The organism is Streptomyces sp. NPDC033178, from assembly GCF_055577685.1.
On sequence record NZ_JBVIPT010000021.1, the window covers coordinates 1 to 21,225 of the forward strand.

Annotated in this window: 13 protein-coding genes, 1 tRNA gene and 1 rRNA gene; 12 read left to right on the top strand and 3 right to left on the bottom strand. The window is 69.3% G+C overall.

All coding sequences use genetic code 11. From position 1 onward, the window contains the following. The 3 genes from rrf to ACZ5VQ_RS39570 form a co-directional block, all read left to right on the top strand. A 5S ribosomal RNA gene (gene rrf, locus ACZ5VQ_RS39560) occupies nucleotides 1-94 on the top strand; the annotation flags it as partial. A 114-nt stretch (nucleotides 95-208) separates the two neighbouring features. Beyond that, entirely contained in the window at nucleotides 209-871 is a 663-nt protein-coding gene (locus tag ACZ5VQ_RS39565) for a DegT/DnrJ/EryC1/StrS family aminotransferase (RefSeq protein ID WP_469109348.1), read from the top strand. 82 nt (nucleotides 872-953) lie between these two features. After that, nucleotides 954-1,026, top strand: a tRNA-Thr gene (locus ACZ5VQ_RS39570). Between the two features lie 72 nt (nucleotides 1,027-1,098). Here ACZ5VQ_RS39570 and ACZ5VQ_RS39575 read toward each other — a convergent pair. Beyond that, the gene (locus tag ACZ5VQ_RS39575; protein WP_469109243.1) at nucleotides 1,099-3,846 is read right to left on the bottom strand and encodes a SpoIIE family protein phosphatase; all 2,748 of its coding nucleotides are present in this window, start codon (nucleotides 3,844-3,846) and stop codon (nucleotides 1,099-1,101) included. Between the two features lie 321 nt (nucleotides 3,847-4,167). Here ACZ5VQ_RS39575 and ACZ5VQ_RS39580 point away from each other — a divergent pair, with 321 nt between their 5' ends. The 9 genes from ACZ5VQ_RS39580 (at nucleotide 4,168) to ACZ5VQ_RS39620 (ending at nucleotide 18,868) form a co-directional block, all read left to right on the top strand. Next, nucleotides 4,168-9,654 carry a HAMP domain-containing protein gene (locus ACZ5VQ_RS39580; protein WP_469109244.1) on the top strand — a complete coding sequence of 1,829 codons (5,487 nt, stop codon included), beginning with the start codon at nucleotides 4,168-4,170 and terminating at the stop codon, nucleotides 9,652-9,654. 305 nt (nucleotides 9,655-9,959) lie between these two features. Continuing rightward, complete coding sequence (locus tag ACZ5VQ_RS39585) at nucleotides 9,960-10,646, top strand: response regulator (RefSeq protein ID WP_469109245.1); 687 nt, start codon at nucleotides 9,960-9,962, stop codon at nucleotides 10,644-10,646. Nucleotides 10,647-10,860: 214 nt separating this feature from the next. Beyond that, nucleotides 10,861-13,626: a DNA translocase FtsK gene (locus tag ACZ5VQ_RS39590; protein WP_469109246.1), complete on the top strand. Its 2,766-nt coding sequence runs from the start codon at nucleotides 10,861-10,863 to the stop codon at nucleotides 13,624-13,626. 289 nt (nucleotides 13,627-13,915) lie between these two features. Beyond that, nucleotides 13,916-14,758 carry a helix-turn-helix domain-containing protein gene (locus tag ACZ5VQ_RS39595; RefSeq protein WP_469109247.1) on the top strand — a complete coding sequence of 281 codons (843 nt, stop codon included), beginning with the start codon at nucleotides 13,916-13,918 and terminating at the stop codon, nucleotides 14,756-14,758. 112 nt (nucleotides 14,759-14,870) lie between these two features. After that, nucleotides 14,871-16,361, top strand: coding sequence for a 30S ribosomal protein S12 methylthiotransferase RimO (gene rimO, locus ACZ5VQ_RS39600; RefSeq protein ID WP_469109248.1), 1,491 nt, complete (start codon nucleotides 14,871-14,873; stop codon nucleotides 16,359-16,361). Further along, the gene (gene pgsA, locus ACZ5VQ_RS39605; RefSeq protein WP_469109249.1) at nucleotides 16,358-17,113 is read left to right on the top strand and encodes a CDP-diacylglycerol--glycerol-3-phosphate 3-phosphatidyltransferase; all 756 of its coding nucleotides are present in this window, start codon (nucleotides 16,358-16,360) and stop codon (nucleotides 17,111-17,113) included. The genes rimO and pgsA overlap by 4 nt, the downstream gene beginning before the upstream one ends. Further along, complete coding sequence (locus ACZ5VQ_RS39610; RefSeq protein ID WP_200395531.1) at nucleotides 17,110-17,655, top strand: CinA family protein; 546 nt, start codon at nucleotides 17,110-17,112, stop codon at nucleotides 17,653-17,655. The genes pgsA and ACZ5VQ_RS39610 overlap by 4 nt, the downstream gene beginning before the upstream one ends. Nucleotides 17,656-17,764: 109 nt before the next feature. Continuing rightward, on the top strand, nucleotides 17,765-18,139 hold the full coding sequence (locus tag ACZ5VQ_RS39615; RefSeq protein ID WP_055509692.1) for a helix-turn-helix domain-containing protein: 375 nt from the start codon (nucleotides 17,765-17,767) through the stop codon (nucleotides 18,137-18,139). 258 nt (nucleotides 18,140-18,397) lie between these two features. Further along, nucleotides 18,398-18,868 (top strand): Dps family protein, encoded by a 471-nt coding sequence (locus ACZ5VQ_RS39620; RefSeq protein ID WP_306937386.1) that lies wholly within the window; start codon nucleotides 18,398-18,400, stop codon nucleotides 18,866-18,868. A 612-nt stretch (nucleotides 18,869-19,480) separates the two neighbouring features. On the opposite strand, the gene ACZ5VQ_RS39625 is transcribed toward ACZ5VQ_RS39620, so the two are convergent. Further along, nucleotides 19,481-20,245 (bottom strand): SDR family NAD(P)-dependent oxidoreductase, encoded by a 765-nt coding sequence (locus ACZ5VQ_RS39625; RefSeq protein WP_469109250.1) that lies wholly within the window; start codon nucleotides 20,243-20,245, stop codon nucleotides 19,481-19,483. Between the two features lie 80 nt (nucleotides 20,246-20,325). After that, nucleotides 20,326-21,126: an Fpg/Nei family DNA glycosylase gene (locus ACZ5VQ_RS39630; RefSeq protein WP_469109251.1), complete on the bottom strand. Its 801-nt coding sequence runs from the start codon at nucleotides 21,124-21,126 to the stop codon at nucleotides 20,326-20,328. Nucleotides 21,127-21,225 lie beyond the last annotated feature (99 nt).

Consider the following 21,225-nt stretch of genomic DNA (forward strand, 5'->3'; position numbering starts at 1 on the left):
AACGCCCGGTTACATTCCGAACCCGGAAGCTAAGCCTTACAGCGCCGATGGTACTGCAGGGGGGACCCTGTGGGAGAGTAGGACACCGCCGAACTATTATTAATAGAGCTGGTCCCTGAACTTCGGTTCAGGGACCAGCTCTTTTTTGTTGTGCGTCACTTGGAGTTCACGTTGCGCGACCAACATCCGTCACATGGGTACTGCTGCAATGCTCCGGGCCGCGGGCGTGGGAATCGGTGACGAGGTCATCGTGCCGGCGTTCGGCAACGCCGAGGTCGCCGAGGCCGTGATCCAGGCCGGTGCGATGCCAGTCTTCGCCGACATAGACCCGGCCACGTACTGCCTGGACGTCGTCGAGGTGAACGCGGCCGTCGGTCCTCGGACGGTCGCTGTCGTCGCCGTGCACCGCTTCGGGCGGCCCGCTGACATCGCGAGGCTCCGGGATGTCGGGCAGCGGCACGGGCTGCTCGTGCTGGAGCAGGGCGAGTCCGAGGCGCCGTACGACGAGATCGAGGAGCGCAGGGCGCATGCGGCGTTCCTCGACGGGCGGTTGAGGGGCGTGCGGACGCCGGTGCGCGGCATCGGACACACGTACCAGCAGTACGTCGTGCGGGTGCCGGGGAACGGGCGGCCGGACCGGGACGCCTTCGCGCGGGCCGTGCGGGCCAAGGGAGTCGAGTGCCGGGTGCCGGTGAAGACGCCCGTGCACCGGATGCCCGTGTTCCGGCGGGACGTCTGTCTGCCGGAGACCGAGCGGGCCGCCGACGAGACACTGGCTCTGCCTGTCGACGCCTCGTTGTCGAAGCGGGAGATGCAGCGGATGGTGTCCGCGTGCAATGCGCTCGGTGGGCTCCTGCAGCCCGCCTTCTAGCGTCCGAACAGGGTTGGGAGCACGCCGCCGTTCGGGGTATGATCTATTCCGTTGCCACGAGGGAGACCTCGAAAAGTAACTGGCCCCCCTAGCTCAGTCGGCAGAGCGTCTCCATGGTAAGGAGAAGGTCAACGGTTCGATTCCGTTGGGGGGCTCAGACAAAAAGGCCTCCGCCCTTGTGGGCGGGGGCCTTTCGTGTGTCCGGGATCGGTTCCCCCGGGCCGGGATCAGTCGTTCTGAAGGCCGGGAACGCGCATCGCGAGAATGGCCATGTCGTCCGACGGGGCGTCCGACGCGAAGCGTTCCACTGCGCGCATGATGCGAGCTGCCACTGCTCCGGCCGTGAGGCCCGTGCAGGTGGTGAGGACGTCGATGAGGCCGTCGTCGCCCAACATGCGGGTGCCCTCGCGGCGTTCGGTGACGCCGTCCGTCACGCACAGCAGGACGTCGCCCGGGTCGAGCGTGATCGTCTGCTCGTACAGTTCCAGGTCTTCCATCACGCCGAGGAGCGGCTGAGGTTCGGCGGCCGGTTCGACCGTGCCGTCCTGGCGGAGGCGCAGGGGGAGCGGGTGGCCGGCGCAGACGACCTTGAGAAGCGCCGAGCCGTCCTCCTGGGGCCACAACTCCCCGTAGAGGAGCGTCAGGAAGCGGCTGCGGGCGCCCTCGTCGAGGATCGCGGAGTTCAGGCGCTCCAGGACCGCAGGGCCGCCGAAACCCTCGCGGGCGAGCAGACGCAGCGCGTGCCGGGCGAGGCCCGTGACCGCGGCCGCCTCCGGGCCCGTACCGCAGACGTCTCCGATGGCGAAGCCGTAGGCGCCGTCGCGGATGGGGAAGAGGTCGTAGAAGTCGCCGCCGACTTCGTTGCCCTCGCCCGCCGCGCGGTAGATGACCTCGACCTCCACGCCGTCGATCTGGGGGAGTTCCGGGGGCAGGAGGCTGCGCTGGAGGGACTGGCTGATGGCCGTGCGCTCCGAGTACAGGCGGGCGTTGTCGAGGGCCAGGGCGGCCCTGCGGCTCAAGTCCTCGGCGAGTTCCAGGATTTCCTGGCGGAAGTGTTCGTCCGACGGCTTGCCGAGCGTCAGCATGCCGATGACGCGGTTGCGGGCCACCAGGGGGAGTACGACGGTCTCGCCGCCGACCGCGGCGGCCGTCTGCAGGGTCGTACCGATGCCGGAGCTCACCGTGGCGGGCTCGCCCAGGCCGAGGCTGCGCATGGAGGTGCGCAGGGCGGCCTGGTGGGCGGCCTCCGCGGGAGCGGCCCAGACGCGGGCCCCCGGGGTCGGGACGGGGTCCGGAGGGGCGATCTTCGACAGGAGGGCCTTGAGGCCGTCGATGCGGTCCTCGTCCTCGTGCAGGACGTACGAAAGATAGGGATCCGATGCCTGGTCGGCGATCGTGTAGACGGCGCACCAGGTGGCCAGGGTCGGGACCGTCATCTGGGCCATCAGGGCCAGTGTCTGGTCGCGGTCCAGCGTGCCCGCGAGGAGGTCCGAGGCCTCGACGAGGAAGGACAGGGAACCGCGGCGCAGGCGCTCCAGCTCGCCCAGGCGCGCCGACTCCACGGCGAGCGCGATGCGGTCGGCGGCGAACTGGAGGCGCAGGGCCTCCTCGTTCGAGTACCGCCCCTGGGCCTCGGCCGCGACGCCGAGCGAACCGGTCAGGCGGCCCTCGACCTTGAGGGGGACCGTGACGACCGAGCGCATGCCCGTGCCGCTGAGCAGCGGTACGGCGCCCGGAACGACCGTCAGGTCCTCGTGCACGGCGGGCATACGGGCCGAGCCGTAGCGGCCGGGGCCCGCTTCCACGGGGACGCGGGCGAAGCGCTGGCGGGCCGAGGGGAGGCCGGTGGAGGCGCGGACCTCCAACTCCGTTTCGTCGTCGGTCGCCAGGAGGAGGAAGGCGGAGTCGCCGTCGAGCATGTCGCGGGCGCGCTCCACCGTGCGCTGGAGGAGGCCGTCCAGGTCGTCCGGGGCCGGCGAGCCGATGAAGACCTCGAAGGGGTCCGACGCCTGGCCCTCCGAACTGGTGGTCGTGTCCGAGGCGTTGACGCGCAGCGGGGTCTGCAGGACGGCGCGTTCGTGGTCGCGGACGAGAAGGCAGACCGTCGAGGGTTCGCCGCCGGTGTCCCGGACGCGCAGATGCGAGGCGTAGACCGGCGTCACACGGCCGTTGGCGGCGCGGAGGCCGTAACTGCCCTCCCAGCGGGAGAGCTGGAGCGCCTCGACGATGCCGGTGCTGGTGCCGGGCGTGTGCGGCCAGGCGGCGAGATCGGTGAGGGGCTTGCCGATGACCTGCTCGGCCGCGTACCCGAAGAGTTCCTCCGCGTCCTCGTTCCAGGCGTTGATGGCGCCGGTGCGGTCGATCTGGATGACCGCCACACGTACGCGGCCGTCGGCGAGCGGGAGGAGGTTGGCCGGGAGGGCGGGGCCGGCCGTACGGGTGCCCACCGAGCGTTCCGGCAGTTCCAGCTGGAACCAGACCTGCTTGTGCGTGGGTGTGTACTCGACGCCCCAGCGGCCGGCCAGGGCTGCGCAGAGCTGCAGGCCGCGGCCGCCCTCGCGGTCTGGGCTGCCCATGTTGATGGCGGCCGCCTGGAGTGGAATCTCACGTTCCGGGTAGCGGTCCCCCACCTCGATCCGTACGCCCTCGTCGCTGCGCAGGCACAGGACGTCGGCGGACGTGCCCGCGTGCACCACGGCATTGGTGACAAGCTCGCTGGTGAGGACCACGGCGTCGTCGACGATGTCGGCAAAGCCCCAACCCTGGAGGGTGTCACGGACGAAGGACCGAGCGGTCGCGACGGACCGCCCGACAGGATCGAAGCTGGCGGCCGCGCGCGCGGTGATCACAGAACTCCTTGTCCGGTTGTCGGAGGGCAGCGCTGCGTGGCCGACCCGCTCCTGCCGTGGCAGGGGCTGGTTCCCCGTCGGCCGGGGATCCTGGGGTGGTCCCCCGGGATGCAGTTCGGTGGTCATGGTGCGGTGCCCCTCCGATGCCTGCCCGCTCGTGCTCGTGCCACCGCCCAGGCCGGAAGGACCGGCGTGGCTGGACAGCCGCATGCAAGGTTACTTACCTTCGCCGTCCATGCGGATGCCGGTCACCACTGTTTCCACTCCGGAGCGTGTGTGCGGACCATGTGCGAAGCTGCCGAACTGTTATGGCCTGGTTCAGCCATGGTGAAACACTGGGCAAGCTTCCAGGGAAGGTCCGGGCAGGCAGAGTGCCTTCCAGTACGCCGAGCAGTAGTACCCGAGTACGCCGAGCAGTAAATGGTCGACCCTTGCGGGAGGGACACAGTGGAGTCTGGCGCAGCGACGCGGGGCACTAAAACGCGCGCGAAAGGCGGACAGTCCCTGAGTAACCAGCGCAAACCACGCAATGGCACCACCGACGTGGACACGGCTGCCCTGAACAGGCTGCTGGCGGCCCTGGTGTCGATGCGGGACGGCAACTTCCGTAAGCGGCTCACGGTCTCGGGCGATGGTGTGATGTCCGAGATTGCGGCGGTCTTCAATGAAGTGGCTGACCGAAATCTGCATCTGACGGGCGAGCTGGCGCGTGTGCGGCGCATGGTCGGCCGTGAGGGGAAGTTGACGGAGCGGCTGGAGTCGGGCGCTTGCGAGGGCTCCTGGGCCACCGCGATCGACAACTCCAACGCGCTGGTCGACGATCTCGTGCGGCCCGTCTCCGAGGTCGGGCGGGTGCTGTCCGCCGTGGCGGAGGGCGATCTGTCGCCGCGTATGGAGCTGCGGGCGCAGGCCGCGGACGGGAACGGGCATCCGCTGCGCGGAGAGTTCCTGAAGGTCGGGCGCACGGTCAACAACCTGGTCGACCAGCTGTCGACGTTCACCGACGAGGTCACGCGCGTGGCCAGCGAGGTGGGCACCGAGGGCAAGCTGGGCGGACAGGCGCGAGTGCGTGGAATGTCCGGTTCGTGGAAGGACCTCACGGACTCGGTCAACACCATGGCGTACCGGCTGACGGCTCAGGTGCGGGACATCGCGCTCGTGACCACGGCGGTCGCCAAGGGCGACTTGTCCCGGAAGGTCACGGTTCACGTGGCCGGCGAGATGCTGGAGCTCAAGAACACCGTCAACACGATGGTGGACCAGCTGTCCTCTTTCTCCTCCGAGGTGACGCGAGTCGCGCGCGAGGTGGGCACCGAGGGGGAGCTCGGCGGCCAGGCACAGGTGCCAGGTGTGGCGGGTGTGTGGAAGGACCTCACCGATTCGGTGAATCTTATGGCCGGCAATCTCACCGCACAGGTGCGCGGGATTGCCCAGGTGACGACCGCGGTGGCCAACGGTGACCTGTCGCAGAAGGTGACCGTGTCGGCGCGCGGCGAGGTCGCGCAGCTCGCCGAGACGATCAACCAGATGACCGAGACGCTGCGTACGTTCGCGGACGAGGTCACCCGCGTGGCCAACGAGGTCGGTGGCGAGGGGCGGCTCGGCGGGCAGGCGAACGTGCCGGGTGCGGCGGGAACGTGGAAGGACCTCACCGATTCGGTGAACACGGTCTTCCGGAATCTCACCACTCAGGTGCGGGACATCGCCACGGTGACGACGGCGGTGGCCAGCGGTGACCTGTCGCAGAAGGTCAGCGTCGAGGTCGCCGGCGAGATGCTGGAACTGAAGAACACCGTCAACACGATGGTCGACCAGCTGTCGAGCTTCGGTGCCGAGGTGACCCGCGTGGCGCGGGAGATCGGTGTCGAGGGTGAGCTGGGCGGCCAGGCGGCGGTGCCGGGCGCGGCCGGTACGTGGAAGGACCTCACGGACTCCGTCAACACGGCGTTCCGGAACCTCACCGGACAGGTGAGGAACATCGCCCAGGTGACGACGGCGGTGGCGAACGGCGACCTGTCGCAGAAGGTCACCGTGGACGTTTCCGGAGAGATGCTCCAGCTGAAGAACACCGTGAACACGATGGTGGACCAGCTCTCGAACTTCGCCGACCAGGTGACGCGGATGGCGCGTGACGTGGGCACGGAGGGCCGGCTGGGCGGCCAGGCGCGCGTGGACGGTGTGTCCGGCACCTGGAAGGACCTCACCGACTCCGTCAACTTCATGGCGGGCAACCTGACGTCCCAGGTGCGGCAGATCGCCCAGGTGACGACGGCGGTCGCCCGGGGTGACCTGTCGCAGAAGATCGAGGTCGACGCGCGCGGCGAGATCCTGGAGCTCAAGAACACCATCAACACGATGGTCGACCAGCTCAGCGCCTTCGCCGAGCAGGTGACCAGGGTGGCCCGTGAGGTGGGCACGGACGGCCGGCTGGGCGGTCAGGCGCAGGTGCCCGGCGTCGCCGGTGTCTGGCGCGACCTGACCGACTCCGTGAACGGCATGGCCGGCAACCTCACCGCCCAGGTGCGCAACATCGCGCAGGTCGCGACGGCGGTGGCCCGGGGCGACCTGTCGCAGAAGATCGACGTGGATGCGCGCGGCGAGATCCTGGAGCTCAAGAACACCCTCAACACGATGGTGGACCAGCTCTCGAACTTCGCCGAGCAGGTCACGCGGGTCGCCCGCGAGGTGGGCACGGAGGGCATCCTCGGCGGACAGGCCGAAGTGCAGGGTGTCTCCGGCACCTGGAAGGACCTCACGCAGTCCGTGAACTTCATGGCGAACAACCTGACCATTCAGGTGCGCAACATCGCCGAGGTCACGACCGCGGTCGCCATGGGCGACCTGTCCAAGAAGATCACCGTCGACGCCAAGGGCGAGATCCTCGAACTGGTCACGACCGTCAACACGATGGTCGACCAGCTGTCGTCGTTCGCCGAGCAGGTGACCCGGGTGGCCCGCGAGGTGGGCACCGAGGGCCAGTTGGGCGGCCAGGCGCGGGTGCCCGGGGTCACGGGCATCTGGAAGGACCTGAGCGACAACGTCAACCTGATGGCCTACAACCTCACCATGCAGGTGCGGAACATCTCGCAGGTCGCGGCGGCCGTCGCCAACGGCGACCTGACGCGGACGGTGACGATCGAGGCGCGCGGCGAGGTCGCGCAGCTCGCCGACACCTTCAACACCATGGTGAAGACGCTGAGTTCGTTCGCGGACCAGGTCACCAAGGTGGCCCGCGAGGTGGGTACGGACGGCATCCTCGGCGGCCAGGCGCGCGTACCGGGTGTGTCCGGTACGTGGAAGGACCTCACCGAGTCCGTGAACGGCATGGCGTCCAACCTCACCGGCCAGGTGCGCAACATCGCGATGGTCACCACGGCCATCGCCAAGGGCGACCTGACCAAGAAGATCGACATCGACGCGCGCGGCGAGATCCTGGAGCTGAAGACCACCATCAACACGATGGTCGACCAGCTGTCGTCCTTCGCGGAGGAGGTCACCCGAGTCGCCCGCGAGGTGGGCACGGAGGGCCAGTTGGGCGGCCAGGCGCGTGTCCGTGACGTCGACGGCACCTGGCGCGACCTCACCGAGTCGGTGAACGAGATGGCCGGGAACCTCACCCGGCAGGTGCGTGCCATCGCGCGCGTGGCGACCGCGGTGACCCGTGGTGACCTCAATCTGAAGATCGACGTGGACGCCTCCGGCGAGATCCAGGAACTTCAGGACTACATCAACAAGATGATCGCCAACCTCCGCGACACCACCATCGCCAACAAGGAGCAGGACTGGCTGAAGGGCAACCTCGCCCGGATCTCCGGTCTGATGCAGGGCCGGCGCGACCTTGCCGACGTGGCCTCGTTGATCATGAGCGAGCTGACTCCGGTGGTCTCGGCGCAGCACGGCGCGTTCTTCCTGGCGATGCCGCTGGACGACGGCAAGGACGTGGGCGCCGCGCACGACGACTCGTACGAGCTGCGCATGCTCGGGTCGTACGGGTACTCCATGGGCTCCATGCCGACGTCGTTCAGGCCCGGTGAGACGCTGATCGGGACGGCGGCCAAGGAGAAGCGGACGATTCTCGTGGAGAACGTGCCGCCGGGGTATCTGAAGATCGCCTCCGGGCTCGGTGAGGCGCCTCCCGCGCATGTCATCGTGCTGCCGGTGCTCTTCGAAGGGACCGTCCTCGGCGTGATCGAGCTGGCGTCGTTCCACTCGTTCACGCACATCCAGAAGGACTTCCTCAGCCAGATCGCCGAGATGATCGCGACGAGCGTCAACACGATCGCGGTCAACACGAAGACCGAGGTACTGCTCAAGCAGTCGCAGGAGTTGACCGAGCAGCTGCGGGAGCGGTCGGCCGAGCTGGAGAACCGGCAGAAGGCCCTCCAGGCGTCCAACGCCGAGCTGGAGGAGAAGGCCGAGCTGCTGGCCCAGCAGAACCGCGACATCGAGGTCAAGAACACCGAGATCGAGGAGGCGCGGCAGGTCCTGGAGGAGCGCGCCGAGCAACTCGCGGTCTCCATGCGCTACAAGAGCGAGTTCCTCGCCAACATGTCGCACGAGCTGCGTACGCCGCTCAACTCGCTGCTGATCCTGGCCAAGCTGCTCGCCGACAACGCGGACTCCAACCTCACCCCGAAGCAGGTCGAGTTCGCCGAGACGATCCACGGCGCGGGGTCCGACCTGCTCCAGCTGATCAACGACATCCTCGACCTTTCGAAGGTCGAGGCGGGCAAGATGGACGTGTCGCCGACGCGGATCGCGCTGGTCCAACTCGTCGACTACGTAGAGGCCACTTTCCGTCCGCTGACGGCAGAGAAGGGCCTCGATTTCTCCGTACGGGTGTCGCCGGAACTGCCGGCCACGCTGCACACGGACGAACAGCGGCTCCTCCAGGTGCTGCGCAACCTGCTCTCCAACGCGGTGAAGTTCACCGACTCCGGAGCGGTCGAACTGGTCATCCGGCCCGCGGGCGCGGAGGTGCCGGTCGCCATCCGGGAACAGCTCCTGGAGGCGGGCTCGCTGCGGGACGCGGACGCCGATCTGATCGCGTTCTCCGTGGCGGACACGGGAATCGGGATCGCGGCCAGCAAGATGCGCGTGATCTTCGAGGCGTTCAAGCAGGCGGACGGCACGACGAGCCGCAAGTACGGCGGTACGGGACTGGGGTTGTCCATCTCCCGGGAGATCGCGCGGCTGCTGGGCGGCGAGATCCACGCGCAGAGCGAACCGGGACGCGGCTCGACCTTCACGCTGTATTTGCCGCTGCACCCGAGCGAACTGCCCCCGCAGGGCTATCCGCAACTCGGTACGCCCATGGAGAACGGGGCGCTTCCGGCGGGTTCGGACGACGAGAACGGGGGCCATGTGGAGACCCCCGCCGAGGTCAAGTCGTACCAGGAGACACAGAACGGGGCCGCCGCGCTCTTCAGGCGGCGTCGCAGGGCGATGCCCTCGGCCCAGCAGCGGCCCGCCCTTCCGGGGCCGCAGACGCAGGCCAGGGACACCTGGTCCGTTGCCGACGAGGAGACGTCCGTGCACTCGCGCGGTGTCATCCGCTTCGAGGGCGAGAAGGTGCTGATCGTCGACGACGACATCCGCAACGTGTTCGCGCTCACCAGCGTCCTGGAGCAGCACGGGCTGTCGGTGCTGTACGCCGAGAACGGCCGCGAGGGCATCGAAGTGCTGGAACAGCACGACGATGTGACGGTCGTCCTGATGGACATCATGATGCCCGAGATGGACGGATACGCGACCACGACGGCGATCCGTCGGATGCCCCAGTTCGCCGGGCTGCCGATCATCGCGCTCACCGCCAAGGCGATGAAGGGCGACCGGGAGAAGGCGATCGAGTCGGGCGCTTCCGACTACGTGACGAAACCGGTCGATCCCGATCATCTGCTCGCGGTGATGCAGCAGTGGATGAGCGGACAGTGACAGGGTGACAGGGTGGCGGGAGTGATCGGCAGGCCGGGAACGGCCGGGTGGCCAGGGGTGTCCGGGCGGTGGCCCGGGCTCGCCGGGCTGTTGACTGAGTGTGCCCGAGGCGGTGTAGAAACCCGGGATTCGGGGAACCTTCTGGTCTCCCGCTACGTTTCTGCTACGTGCACAGTGACATCGCGGTGACAGGGTGTGGCGACAGGCGGGGTGCGGCTACCATGACCGGCACAAGGACGGGCGACGCAAGGGAGTCGTCCCCTGGGGCGGCGCCCGGTGCACTGCCGGGGCGAGGAGGGCGGGCCATGGTGCAGAAGGCCAAGATCCTCCTGGTCGATGACCGGCCGGAGAATCTGCTGGCGCTGGAGGCGATTCTCTCCGCGCTCGATCAGACACTGGTTCGGGCATCTTCCGGGGAGGAAGCGCTCAAAGCACTGCTCACGGACGACTTCGCGGTCATTCTGCTGGACGTCCAGATGCCAGGCATGGACGGTTTCGAAACCGCCGCGCACATCAAGAGGCGAGAACGGACCCGGGACATCCCGATCATCTTCCTCACGGCGATCAACCACGGCCCGCACCACACCTTCCGGGGATACGCGGCGGGTGCGGTGGACTACATCTCGAAGCCGTTCGACCCGTGGGTGCTGCGCGCGAAGGTCTCGGTCTTCGTAGAGCTCTACATGAAGAACTGCCAACTCCGGGAGCAGGCCGCGCTGCTGCGGCTCCAGCTCGAAGGCGGGGGCGGCAAGGCGTCGGTCGGCAACACCAAGGAGCCTGCCGGGCTGCTCGCCGAACTCTCCGCGCGGCTCGCGGCTGTCGAGGAGCAGGCCGAGGCCCTCTCCAAGCAGCTCGACGACGACTCGGCTGACGCGGCGGCGGTGGCAACCGCGGCCCATCTCGAACGCAAACTCACGGGGTTGCGGCGGGCGCTGGACGCGTTGGAACCGGGGACGGGGAGCGGGGCGGCCTCGCTGCCCTCGCAGAACTGAGTCGCACCGGGTTCGTCAAGACCGGTGTGTGGCTTACGGGTTGGTGGGCGCGGACCGTGCCCACGCGGCGGAGCCGCACATGGTGCGGCCCCGCGCCCCTTACGGGCTTCGCCGGTTGAGGCGGCGTCAGTTCGGTGCCCTCTGTGGGCGACACGAACGGGTGAAGCAGTAGGCACACGTGTCCGCAGTGGTCTCCACCGGTAACCTCACACTCATGGCCCCACGTCAGTCCGCAGCCAAGAAGGCGCCCGCGAAGAAGGCGGCCGCTCCGCGGAAGGCTGCGGCGAAGAAGGCCCCCGCGAAGAAAGCTCCGGCGAAAAAGGCGCCCGCGAAGAAGGCCGCGACCAAGAAAGCCGCTCCTCCGAAGCCGGCGCCCAATCCGACCGGGGGCGTGTACAGGCTGGTGCGCGCCCTGTGGCTGGGAGTCGCGCACGCCGTCGGCGCCGTGTTCCGCGGCATAGGGCGGGGCGCGAAGGGGCTCGACCCGGCGCATCGAAAGGACGGTCTCGCGCTGCTGCTGCTCGGGCTGGCACTGATTGTCGCCGCCGGGACCTGGTCCAACCTCCGTGGTCCGGTGGGTGATCTCGTCGAGATGCTGGTGACCGGTGCCTTCGGTCGCCTCGACCTGCTCGTGCCGATACTGCTCGGGGTCATCGCCGCGCGCCTCATCCGGCACCCCGAGAAGCCCGAGGCCAACGGCCGCATCGTGATCGGTCTGTCCGCGCTCGCCATCGGTGTGCTCGGCCAGGTCCACATCGCCTGCGGAGCGCCCGCGCGCAGCGACGGCATGCAGGCGATAAGGGACGCGGGCGGGCTCATCGGCTGGGGTGCGGCGACACCGCTGACGTACACGATGGGCGAGGTCCTCGCCGTGCCGCTCCTCGTGCTGGTCACGGTCTTCGGGCTGCTGGTGGTCACCGCGACACCGGTCAACGCCATTCCCCAGCGGCTGCGCATGCTGGGCGCCCGGCTCGGCCTCGTACACCCTCGTGAGACCGACGACGGTTTCGGCGAGGACGACGAGCGCTACGACGACCAGTGGCGCGAAGCGCTGCCCGCGAGCCCCCGGCGGCGCCGGGCGGCGTCCGAGGAGTACGACCCGGACAGTGCCGAGCAGGAGGCGCTCTCCGCGCGCCGGAGCCGCCGCAGGCGGCCCGCCGTGCAGCAGCCCGCGCTGGACAGGCCCATGGACGCCGTGGACGTGGCAGCGGCCGCCGCCGCGGCGCTCGACGGTGCCGTGATGCACGGGATGCCTCCCAGCGCGCTGGTGGCCGATCTGACGCAGGGCGTCGGCGTGGACCGCGGGGACCGTCAGGACACCGGCGGACAGGACTCGGGCGGGCGCGGGGAGCCGACGCCGGTGCCCGCCGCGCGTGCCAAGGGGACCAAGGGCGCCAGGCCCAAGCAGGAGATGCTCAAGGCCGAGGTCGCCGACCTGACCAAGCCCGCTCCCGAGGCACCGCGCGACCTGCCTCCGCGCGCCGAGCAGCTCCAGCTTTCCGGCGACATCACCTACTCCCTGCCGTCGCTCGACCTCCTGGAGCGCGGCGGCCCCGGCAAGACGCGCAGCGCCGCCAACGACGCCGTGGTCGCCTCGCTCACGAACGTCTTCATGGAGTTCAAGGTCGACGCCGCCGTCACCGGCTTCACCCGCGGCCCGACCGTCACGCGGTACGAGGTCGAGCTCGGCCCCGCCGTGAAGGTCGAGCGGATCACGGCGCTGGCCAAGAACATCGCGTACGCCGTCGCCAGCCCGGACGTGCGGATCATCAGCCCGATCCCCGGCAAGTCCGCGGTCGGCATCGAGATCCCCAACACCGACCGCGAGATGGTCAACCTGGGCGATGTGCTGCGCCTCGCGGACGCCGCCGAGGACGACCACCCGATGCTGGTCGCACTCGGCAAGGACGTCGAGGGCGGCTATGTGATGGCCAACCTGGCGAAGATGCCGCACGTCCTGGTGGCCGGAGCGACCGGTTCCGGTAAGTCCTCATGCATCAACTGCCTGATCACGTCCGTCATGGTCCGCGCGACCCCCGAGGACGTGCGCATGGTCCTCGTCGACCCCAAGCGCGTCGAGCTGACCGCGTACGAGGGCATCCCGCACCTGATCACGCCGATCATCACCAACCCGAAGCGGGCCGCCGAGGCGCTGCAGTGGGTCGTACGGGAGATGGATCTGCGGTACGACGACCTGGCGGCGTTCGGGTACCGGCACATCGACGACTTCAACCAGGCCATCCGCGACGGCAAGCTCAAGACGCCGGAAGGCAGCGAGCGGGAGCTCAAGACCTATCCGTATCTGCTGGTGATCGTCGATGAGCTCGCCGACCTGATGATGGTCGCGCCACGGGACGTCGAGGACTCGATCGTGCGCATCACGCAGCTCGCGCGTGCGGCCGGCATCCACCTGGTGCTCGCCACGCAGCGGCCGTCCGTGGACGTCGTCACCGGTCTGATCAAGGCGAACGTGCCGTCGCGGCTCGCCTTCGCCACGTCGTCGCTCGCGGACTCGCGGGTCATCCTCGACCAGCCCGGCGCCGAGAAGCTGATCGGCAAGGGCGACGGGCTCTTCCTGCCGATGGGGGCGAACAAGCCGACCCGTATGCAGGGCGCGTTCGTCACCGAGGACGAGGTCGCCGCCGTCGTCCAGCACTGCAAGGACCAGATGGCGCCGGTCTTCCGGGACGACGTCACCGTGGGCACCAAGCAGAAGAAGGAGATCGACGAGGACATCGGCGACGACCTCGACCTGCTGTGCCAGGCCGCCGAACTGGTCGTCTCCACGCAGTTCGGGTCGACCTCGATGCTCCAGCGCAAGCTGCGCGTCGGCTTCGCCAAGGCCGGTCGGCTGATGGACCTCATGGAGTCCCGCAACATCGTCGGTCCGAGCGAGGGTTCCAAGGCACGTGATGTTCTTGTGAAACCTGACGAGATGGACGGAGTGCTCGCGGTGATCCGTGGGGAGGCTCATCCGTAGAGAAACGGGGAAGTCCGTTTCCTCTTGCGGATGGGCCACGGCCACGTGGGTGAGCACGTCAGGGCCACGTGGGTGATTCGAACGTGACTCACCCGTAAGGGAACCGTGAGCAACCGTTTCCCTTCGTCGCACGTCAAGTTGAGGGAAGCGAAAGACGCGTGTCCCACCATCAGGATGACCGGCCGTTCTGATGGCGTACAAAGTCCCACCGCCCGGTTGCCCCACCCTTTCGCAACCCCCCTAGACTGAACCTCCAGCACAGGTGGCTACACGCTCGAAAGGCGCCCCCGTGTCCATCGGCAACTCCCCTGACGACAACTCCCCTCAGGACGAGCCTCCCATCGAAAAGGCTGATCGCCCTTCGATCGGCCGTGCTCTGCAGCAGGCGCGCATCGCGGCGGGGCTGACAGTCGACGACGTCAGTAACGCCACCCGGGTCCGCATCGCCATCGTGCACGCGATCGAACAGGACGACTTCACGCCCTGCGGCGGCGACGTGTACGCGCGCGGTCACCTCAAGACGCTGGCGCGCGCCGTCCACCTCGATCCGGCGCCCCTCCTCGCCCAGTACGACGACGATCACGGCGGGCGGCCCGCGCCGACCCCCGCGGCACCGATGTTCGAGGCCGAGCGGATCCGTCCGGAGCGCCGGGGTCCCAACTGGACCGCCGCCATGGTCGCCGCGATCGTCGCGGTGATCGGCTTCGTCGGGTTCACGATGGTCAAGGACGACTCGGACGGCTCGAAGACGCAGGTCGCCGAGGGATCCACGCCCACCGCCAGCAAGCCCGTCAAGACCAAGCCGACCGCGACCAAGCCCGCCGACCCCAAGCCCGACCCGTCGGACAGCGCCATCGCGGCCGCGCCGCAGGACAAGGTGACCGTCCAGGTGACCGCCCCCGACGGGCGCAGCTGGATCTCCGCCAAGGACCACAACGGCCGACTGCTCTTCGACGGCTTCCTGAAGCAGGGCGACTCCAAGACCTTCCAGGACAAGGAGAAGATCGACCTCGTCCTCGGTGACGCGGGAGCCCTCCAGCTCTACGTCAACGGCAAGAAGATCGAGGACGAGTTCCAGCCCGGTGGCGTCGAGCGCCTCACCTACACGAAGGGCGACCCCGAGGTCGGATGACCGACCCCGAGGTCGGACAAGCGACCTCAAGGGGCATGCGGGTACGGGGTTGGCCAAGATCGGCCAACCCCGTCGACGTGGGCTGTCAGTGGGACGAAGTAGTCTTGAGCCCATGCCTGAACGCCGTACCGTCGCACTCGTCACTCTTGGCTGCGCCCGTAACGAGGTGGACTCGGAGGAGCTCGCAGGCCGCTTGGAGGCGGACGGCTGGCACCTCGTGGAGGACGCCGAGAACGCGGACGTCGCGGTCGTCAACACCTGTGGCTTCGTCGAGGCCGCCAAGAAGGACTCCGTCGACGCCCTCCTGGAGGCCAACGACCTCAAGGGCCATGGAAGAACGCAGGCCGTGGTCGCCGTCGGCTGCATGGCCGAGCGGTACGGCAAGGAGCTCGCCGAGGCCCTGCCCGAGGCCGACGGAGTGCTCGGCTTCGACGACTACGCCGACATCTCCGACCGGCTCCAGACCATCCTGAACGGCGGCATCCACGCCGCCCACACCCCGCGCGACCGGCGCAAGCTGCTGCCGATCAGCCCGGCCGAGCGGCAGAGCGCGGGCACGGAGGTCGCCCTTCCGGGGCACGCTCCCGTCGATCTTCCGGAGGGCATCGCTCCGGAGTCCGGCCCCCGCGCACCCCTGCGCCGCCGGCTCGACGGCTCACCGGTCGCCTCGGTGAAGCTGGCCTCCGGCTGCGACCGACGCTGCTCCTTCTGCGCCATCCCGTCCTTCCGCGGCTCCTTCATCTCGCGGCGGCCGTCCGACGTCCTGGGCGAGACGCGCTGGCTGGCCGAGCAGGGCGTCAAGGAGGTCATGCTGGTCTCCGAGAACAACACCTCGTACGGCAAGGACCTCGGCGACATCCGCCTCCTGGAGACGCTGCTGCCCGAGCTCGCCGACGTCGACGGGATCGAGCGGGTGCGGGTCAGCTACCTCCAGCCCGCCGAGATGCGGCCCGGGCTCATCGACGCACTGACCTCGACGCCGAAGATCGCGCCCTACTTCGACCTGTCCTTCCAGCACTCCGCCCCCGGGGTGCTCCGCGCGATGCGGCGCTTCGGGAGCACCGACCAGTTCCTGCAGCTGCTCGACACGATCCGCTCCAAGGCCCCGCAGGCCGGTGTGCGGTCCAACTTCATCGTGGGCTTCCCCGGCGAGACCGCGGACGACCTGGCGGAGCTGGAGCGCTTCCTGACCGGCGCGCGGCTGGACGCGATCGGCGTCTTCGGGTACTCCGACGAGGACGGCACCGAAGCGGCGACGTACGAGAACAAGCTGGACGAGGACGTCGTCGCCGAGCGGCTCGCGCGCGTGTCCCGGCTCGCCGAGGAGCTGGTCTCCCAGCGGGCGGAGGAGCGCGTCGGGGAGACCTTGCAGGTGCTGGTCGAGTCCCTGGGCTCCGCCGGTTCCGACGGCGAGGAGGAGCCCGCGTACGGCCGTGCCGCGCATCAGGCACCCGAGACCGACGGCCAGGTGCTGTTCACAAGCGGCGAAGGTCTCACCGTCGGCCGTATGGTCGAGGCGAAGGTAGTCGGTACGGAAGGTGTCGACCTGGTGGCCGAGCCGCTCCCGGGCTCGCTCGCATGTACAGAGGAGGCGGCCAGATGACCGGAGTCCCGGCATCCGCGGCGGGCGGCCCCGGTGCGCCCGGTACGCGTGGTGCTGCCGGCGCTTCCAGCGCCTCCGGCAAGGGAACCTCCGGTACGGGTGCCACCGGTACCCAGGGCTCGAAGACACCACGGGGCGCGAAGCTGAGCGCCGCGGCCGTCAACCAGGCCAGCCTGTGGAACGTGGCCAACCTCCTCACCATGCTCCGGCTCGTGCTCGTGCCGGGCTTCGTGGCGCTGATGCTGGCCGACGGCGGGTACGACCCCGTGTGGCGGGCTTGGGCCTGGGCCGCCTTCGCCGTAGCCATGATCACGGACGTCTTCGACGGTCATCTGGCGCGTACGTACAACCTCGTCACCGACTTCGGGAAGATCGCCGACCCGATCGCAGACAAGGCGATCATGGGAGCGGCGCTCATCTGTCTCTCCTCGCTCGGCGATCTGCCATGGTGGGTGACGGGCGTGATCCTCGGGCGTGAACTGGGGATCACCCTCCTGCGCTTCGTGGTGATCCGTTACGGCGTGATCCCCGCCAGCCGCGGCGGCAAGATAAAGACGCTGACGCAGGGAGTGGCCGTCGGGATGTACGTCCTGGCGCTGACGGGGCCGCTGGCGACCCTGAGGTTCTGGGTGATGGCTGTGGCGGTCGCCCTGACTGTCGTCACCGGGCTCGACTATGTGAGACAGGCCATTGTGCTGCGGCGTCAGGGACTGGCCGACCGAAAGGCCGCCGCCGAGGAGGCGGAAGCGTGACCTCCACGGCCGCCGAAGTGCTGCGACTACTCACGGTGAGGGGCGAGACGCTCGCTGTGGCCGAGTCGCTGACCGGCGGTCTGGTGGCGGCGGACCTCGCGGCGGTGCCCGGAGCCTCCAAGGCATTCCGCGGCTCGGTGACCGCGTACGCCACCGACCTCAAGCGCGATGTACTCGGCGTCGACGCCACTCTGCTGGATCAGCGCGGAGCGGTGGATCCGCAGGTCGCGGCCCAGATGGCGGCCGGCGCTCGCAAGGTGCTCGGCGCGGACTGGGGCATCTCGACGACCGGTGTCGCCGGCCCCGAACCCCAGGACGGACAGCCCGTCGGCACGGTTTTCGTTGCCGTGGACGGGCCGCACGGCACCTCCGGCGAAGGCGTTCTTGGCGGGAAAGTGGTGGCGTTGCGGTTGAACGGCTCCCGGACGGAAATCCGTATGGAGAGTGTACGGAGCGTGCTCGCACTGCTTCTGGAGCAGCTCGTGGGCGAACTCACTGAGAATGAGCGGGCACAGGATACGGAACAGAACGGGGGGTTTTGATGTTTGCAGCCCTGAGTGAACACGACATCGCTCCCCGCACGGCCGCGGCGCAAGGCGGTACGGTGGGGCGAGAAGGATGCGGCTACGCGGTCCGAGGAGGGAGCCACCGATGATTCTGCTCCGTCGCCTGCTTGGTGACGTGCTGCGTCGGCAGCGCCAGCGCCAGGGCCGTACTCTGCGCGAAGTCTCCTCGTCCGCCCGAGTTTCACTCGGCTATCTTTCCGAGGTGGAGCGGGGGCAGAAGGAGGCTTCCTCTGAGCTGCTCTCCGCGATCTGCGACGCGCTGGACGTACGGATGTCCGAGCTCATGCGGGAAGTGAGCGACGAGCTCGCACTCGCCGAGCTGGCCCGGTCGGCAGCGGCTACCGAGCCTGTGCCCACACCGGTGCGCCCGAGGCTCAATTCCGTATCGGTGACCGGTGTGCCGCCGGAACGGGTGACCATCAAGGCGCCTGCGGAGGCGGTCGACGTCGTCGCCGCCTGACGCTCACGGGCTCGCGCCCGCGAGCTGAGATGCGAAGAACTGTGTGAGAGCCCCGGCCGGGGCCTTCTCCGGGGAGACCTGGAGGGGGCGGTCGGGGCTTTTGCGTAGGCGGGTGAGGGTCGGGGAGGGCGTGGGCCGGGGGAGGGCGTGGGTCGATGACGCGGCGGGGTTTGTCAGCGTTTGCCGGTAAGGGGCGGGGCGGCCATGGTGGAGGAGCGGGGGCTGAAGCCGGGGGTCGTTGCTGACCGGAGGATGTCCATGTACGTCGTGAAGAGCCCGTTGACCGATGCTGATCTGAAGACCGTGGCCGAGGCGCTGCAGGGTGCGCTGGTCGATCTGGTGGATCTGTCACTCGTGGCGAAGCAGATTCACTGGAACGTGGTCGGACCGCGCTTCCGGTCCATCCATCTCCAGCTCGACGAGGTCGTGGACACCGCCCGGCTGCACTCCGACACCGTGGCCGAGCGTGCCTCCACGCTCGGGGTCTCGCCGGACGGACGTGCGGCGACCGTCGCGACCAGCAGCGGCATCGGGGCCACGCCGGACGGGTGGGTGAAGGACACCGACGCGGTGGGGGCGCTGGTGGACGCACTCGCAGCCGTCATCGAGCGGATGCGGGAGCGGGTCGGGGCGACGGGGGAGGCGGATCCGGTGAGCCAGGACATCTTCATCGGGATCACCGCGGATCTTGAGAAGCATCACTGGATGTTCCAGGCGGAGAACGGGTGAGGGTGGCTCTGCCGGGTTACGTGGGCTGTGGCTGTGGCTGTGGGGTTGGGGATGGCCTCGGCTTCGGTTTTGGGTGTGCGGTTGTGGGGCGGGCGCCGGTGGTGTGCGCCGGGCGCCCCATTCGTGTCGATGCGCCCTGTCGATGGGTGAACTCGGCGGTCTAGCGTCGGGCGTCCGGCTGGAGGTGGTGCCATGGCGGGGCGGATGGGGCGAATAGGCAGGTGGGGGCTGGCTCTCGGAGTTGGAGGGCTGTGGTGGTGGGCCGTGATGCGGCTGGCGTTCGCGTCGGACGCCGGCGTGCTGGAGGGGGCGGTCGCGGCCGGCGGGTGGGGGCTGAGTCTGCTTCCGGTGCACTGTGTGCCGAAGGGGCGCGCTGCGGGCGCGGCCGGGTCGGACCAGTGGGCGCGGCGCGTTTCGGAGGCTTGGCGGAGGAGGCGGGGGCCGCTTCTGGGGCGCGGGGGGTCTTCCTGAGGCGCTTTCCGAAGGGCTTCGGAAAGCCTGGGCGAGCTTGGGATGGGCTCGCGGCGGCTTCGGGGAAGGGCTCTGGAGGAGGCGTGCGCCGGTGGATGGGGGAGGGCGGCGGGTGGGTGCGGGGCGTGCGTCGGTGCCTCGCTACCAGGGCATTGCCACGCCCCCGTTGGGACGGAGGATCTGGCCCGTTGTGAACGACGAGGCGTCGGAGGCGAGATGCAGGACCGCGTGAGCGATGTCCTCCGGCTCACCGACCCGGCCCAGTGGTGACATCCGGGCCATGAACCCCTCGGTCCGCACCTGGGCCTCGCCGTCGTGGCGGTCCGTCATGGGCGTACGGATCCAGCCCGGCGCCACCGCGTTGACGCGGATGCCGTGCGGGCCCATCTCCGTCGCCAGGGTCTTCGTCAGCTGGACGACGGCTGCCTTCGCCGCTCCGTAGCAGAGCAGGCCCGGTCCGCCGGTGTCGACGGCTCCGGACGCCATCGTGACGATGCTGCCGCGCGTGCCTGACGCGATCATCGTGAGGGCCGCCTCCTGGCAGGCGTACAGGACACCCTTGAAGTTGACGCCGAGTACACGGTCGAGGTCCTCGTCCCGGGTCTCCAGGACCGGGCTGCTGTGCATGATCCCGGCGACCGCGGCCATGACGTCCAGGCGCTCACAGGCCGCGACCGCCTCCTTGAGCTGGGCGCGGTCGGTGACGTCGAGGGGGTGCGGGTGTGCGGTACCACCCGTGTCCTTGATGAGGGCCGCTGTCTCGTCCAGACCCTGGGCGTCGCGGTCCGCGCAGTGGACGGTGGCACCCGCCTCCGCGAGCAGCACGGCACTGGCGCGGCCGATACCGCTTGCCGCGCCGGTGACGAAAGCGGTGCGTCCGGTGAGGTCGTACGCCGTGACGGACATGAAGGGACCGTACGAGGGTTTCTGACGGGTCGTCAATTGGTCGTGCGTGGCGGGTTGTACGCGGTGGGGCCGGCCATTGGTCAGGGGTGCGGGGACGGGCCCGGCTGGCAGGTCGGGCACCAGTACGTGGGGCGCTCTCTGGAGCCGTCGCCCTGGTTCGCGGTGCGGATCGACGTGCGGCAGCGCAGACAGGGGCGGGGTGCGCGGCCGTAGACGTACAGGTTCTGGTCGTGGCGGCCTGTGGTGCTGCGGGCCGGGCGGTCGCGGTTGGCTTCGAGGAGCTTCCTGGCGAGGGCGGGCAGACGGGCGGCGTGTTCGGCGGGGAGGGCGCCGATGGGGAGCCAGGGGGTCGCGCGGAGCAGGAAGCAGAGCTCGCTCTTGTAGATGTTGCCGATGCCGGCGAGGTTGCGCTGGTCGAGGAGGGCCTCACCGAGGGGGCGGGCCGGGTCGCGCAGGAGGTTCGCCAGGGCCTTGCCGGGGTCCCAGTCCGGGCCCAGGAGGTCGGGGCCGAGGTGGCCGACGGCTCGTTCCTCGTCGGTGGTGCGGAGCAGATCCAGTACGGGGAGCCGGTAGCCCACGGCCGTGCGGTCGGCGGTGCCGAGGATCACCCGGATCTGGTGGCCCGGGCCGCCGCTCCAGCGCTCGCCCGGGGCGTACACCTTCCAGGAGCCGTCCATCCGAAGATGCGAGTGCAGGGTCAGGCCGCCCTCGATGCGGGTGAGCAGGTGCTTTCCGCGCGGAGTGACGTCCAGGACCGTGCGTCCGGTGAGGTCGGCCGTGGCGTACTTGGGCACCCTGAGGTCGGAGCGGGTGAGTACGTGGCCCGCGAGCGCGGTGTGCAGGCGCCGGGCGGTCTGCCAGACGGTGTCTCCTTCGGGCATGGGGTCCAGGGTGGCACGGGGCGGGCGGTGTGTCTTGTGTGGCGGGGAAGGCCGAGGAGGGGGCCGGGCGGGCAGCGAGGGGAGCGGGTGGGGACAGGA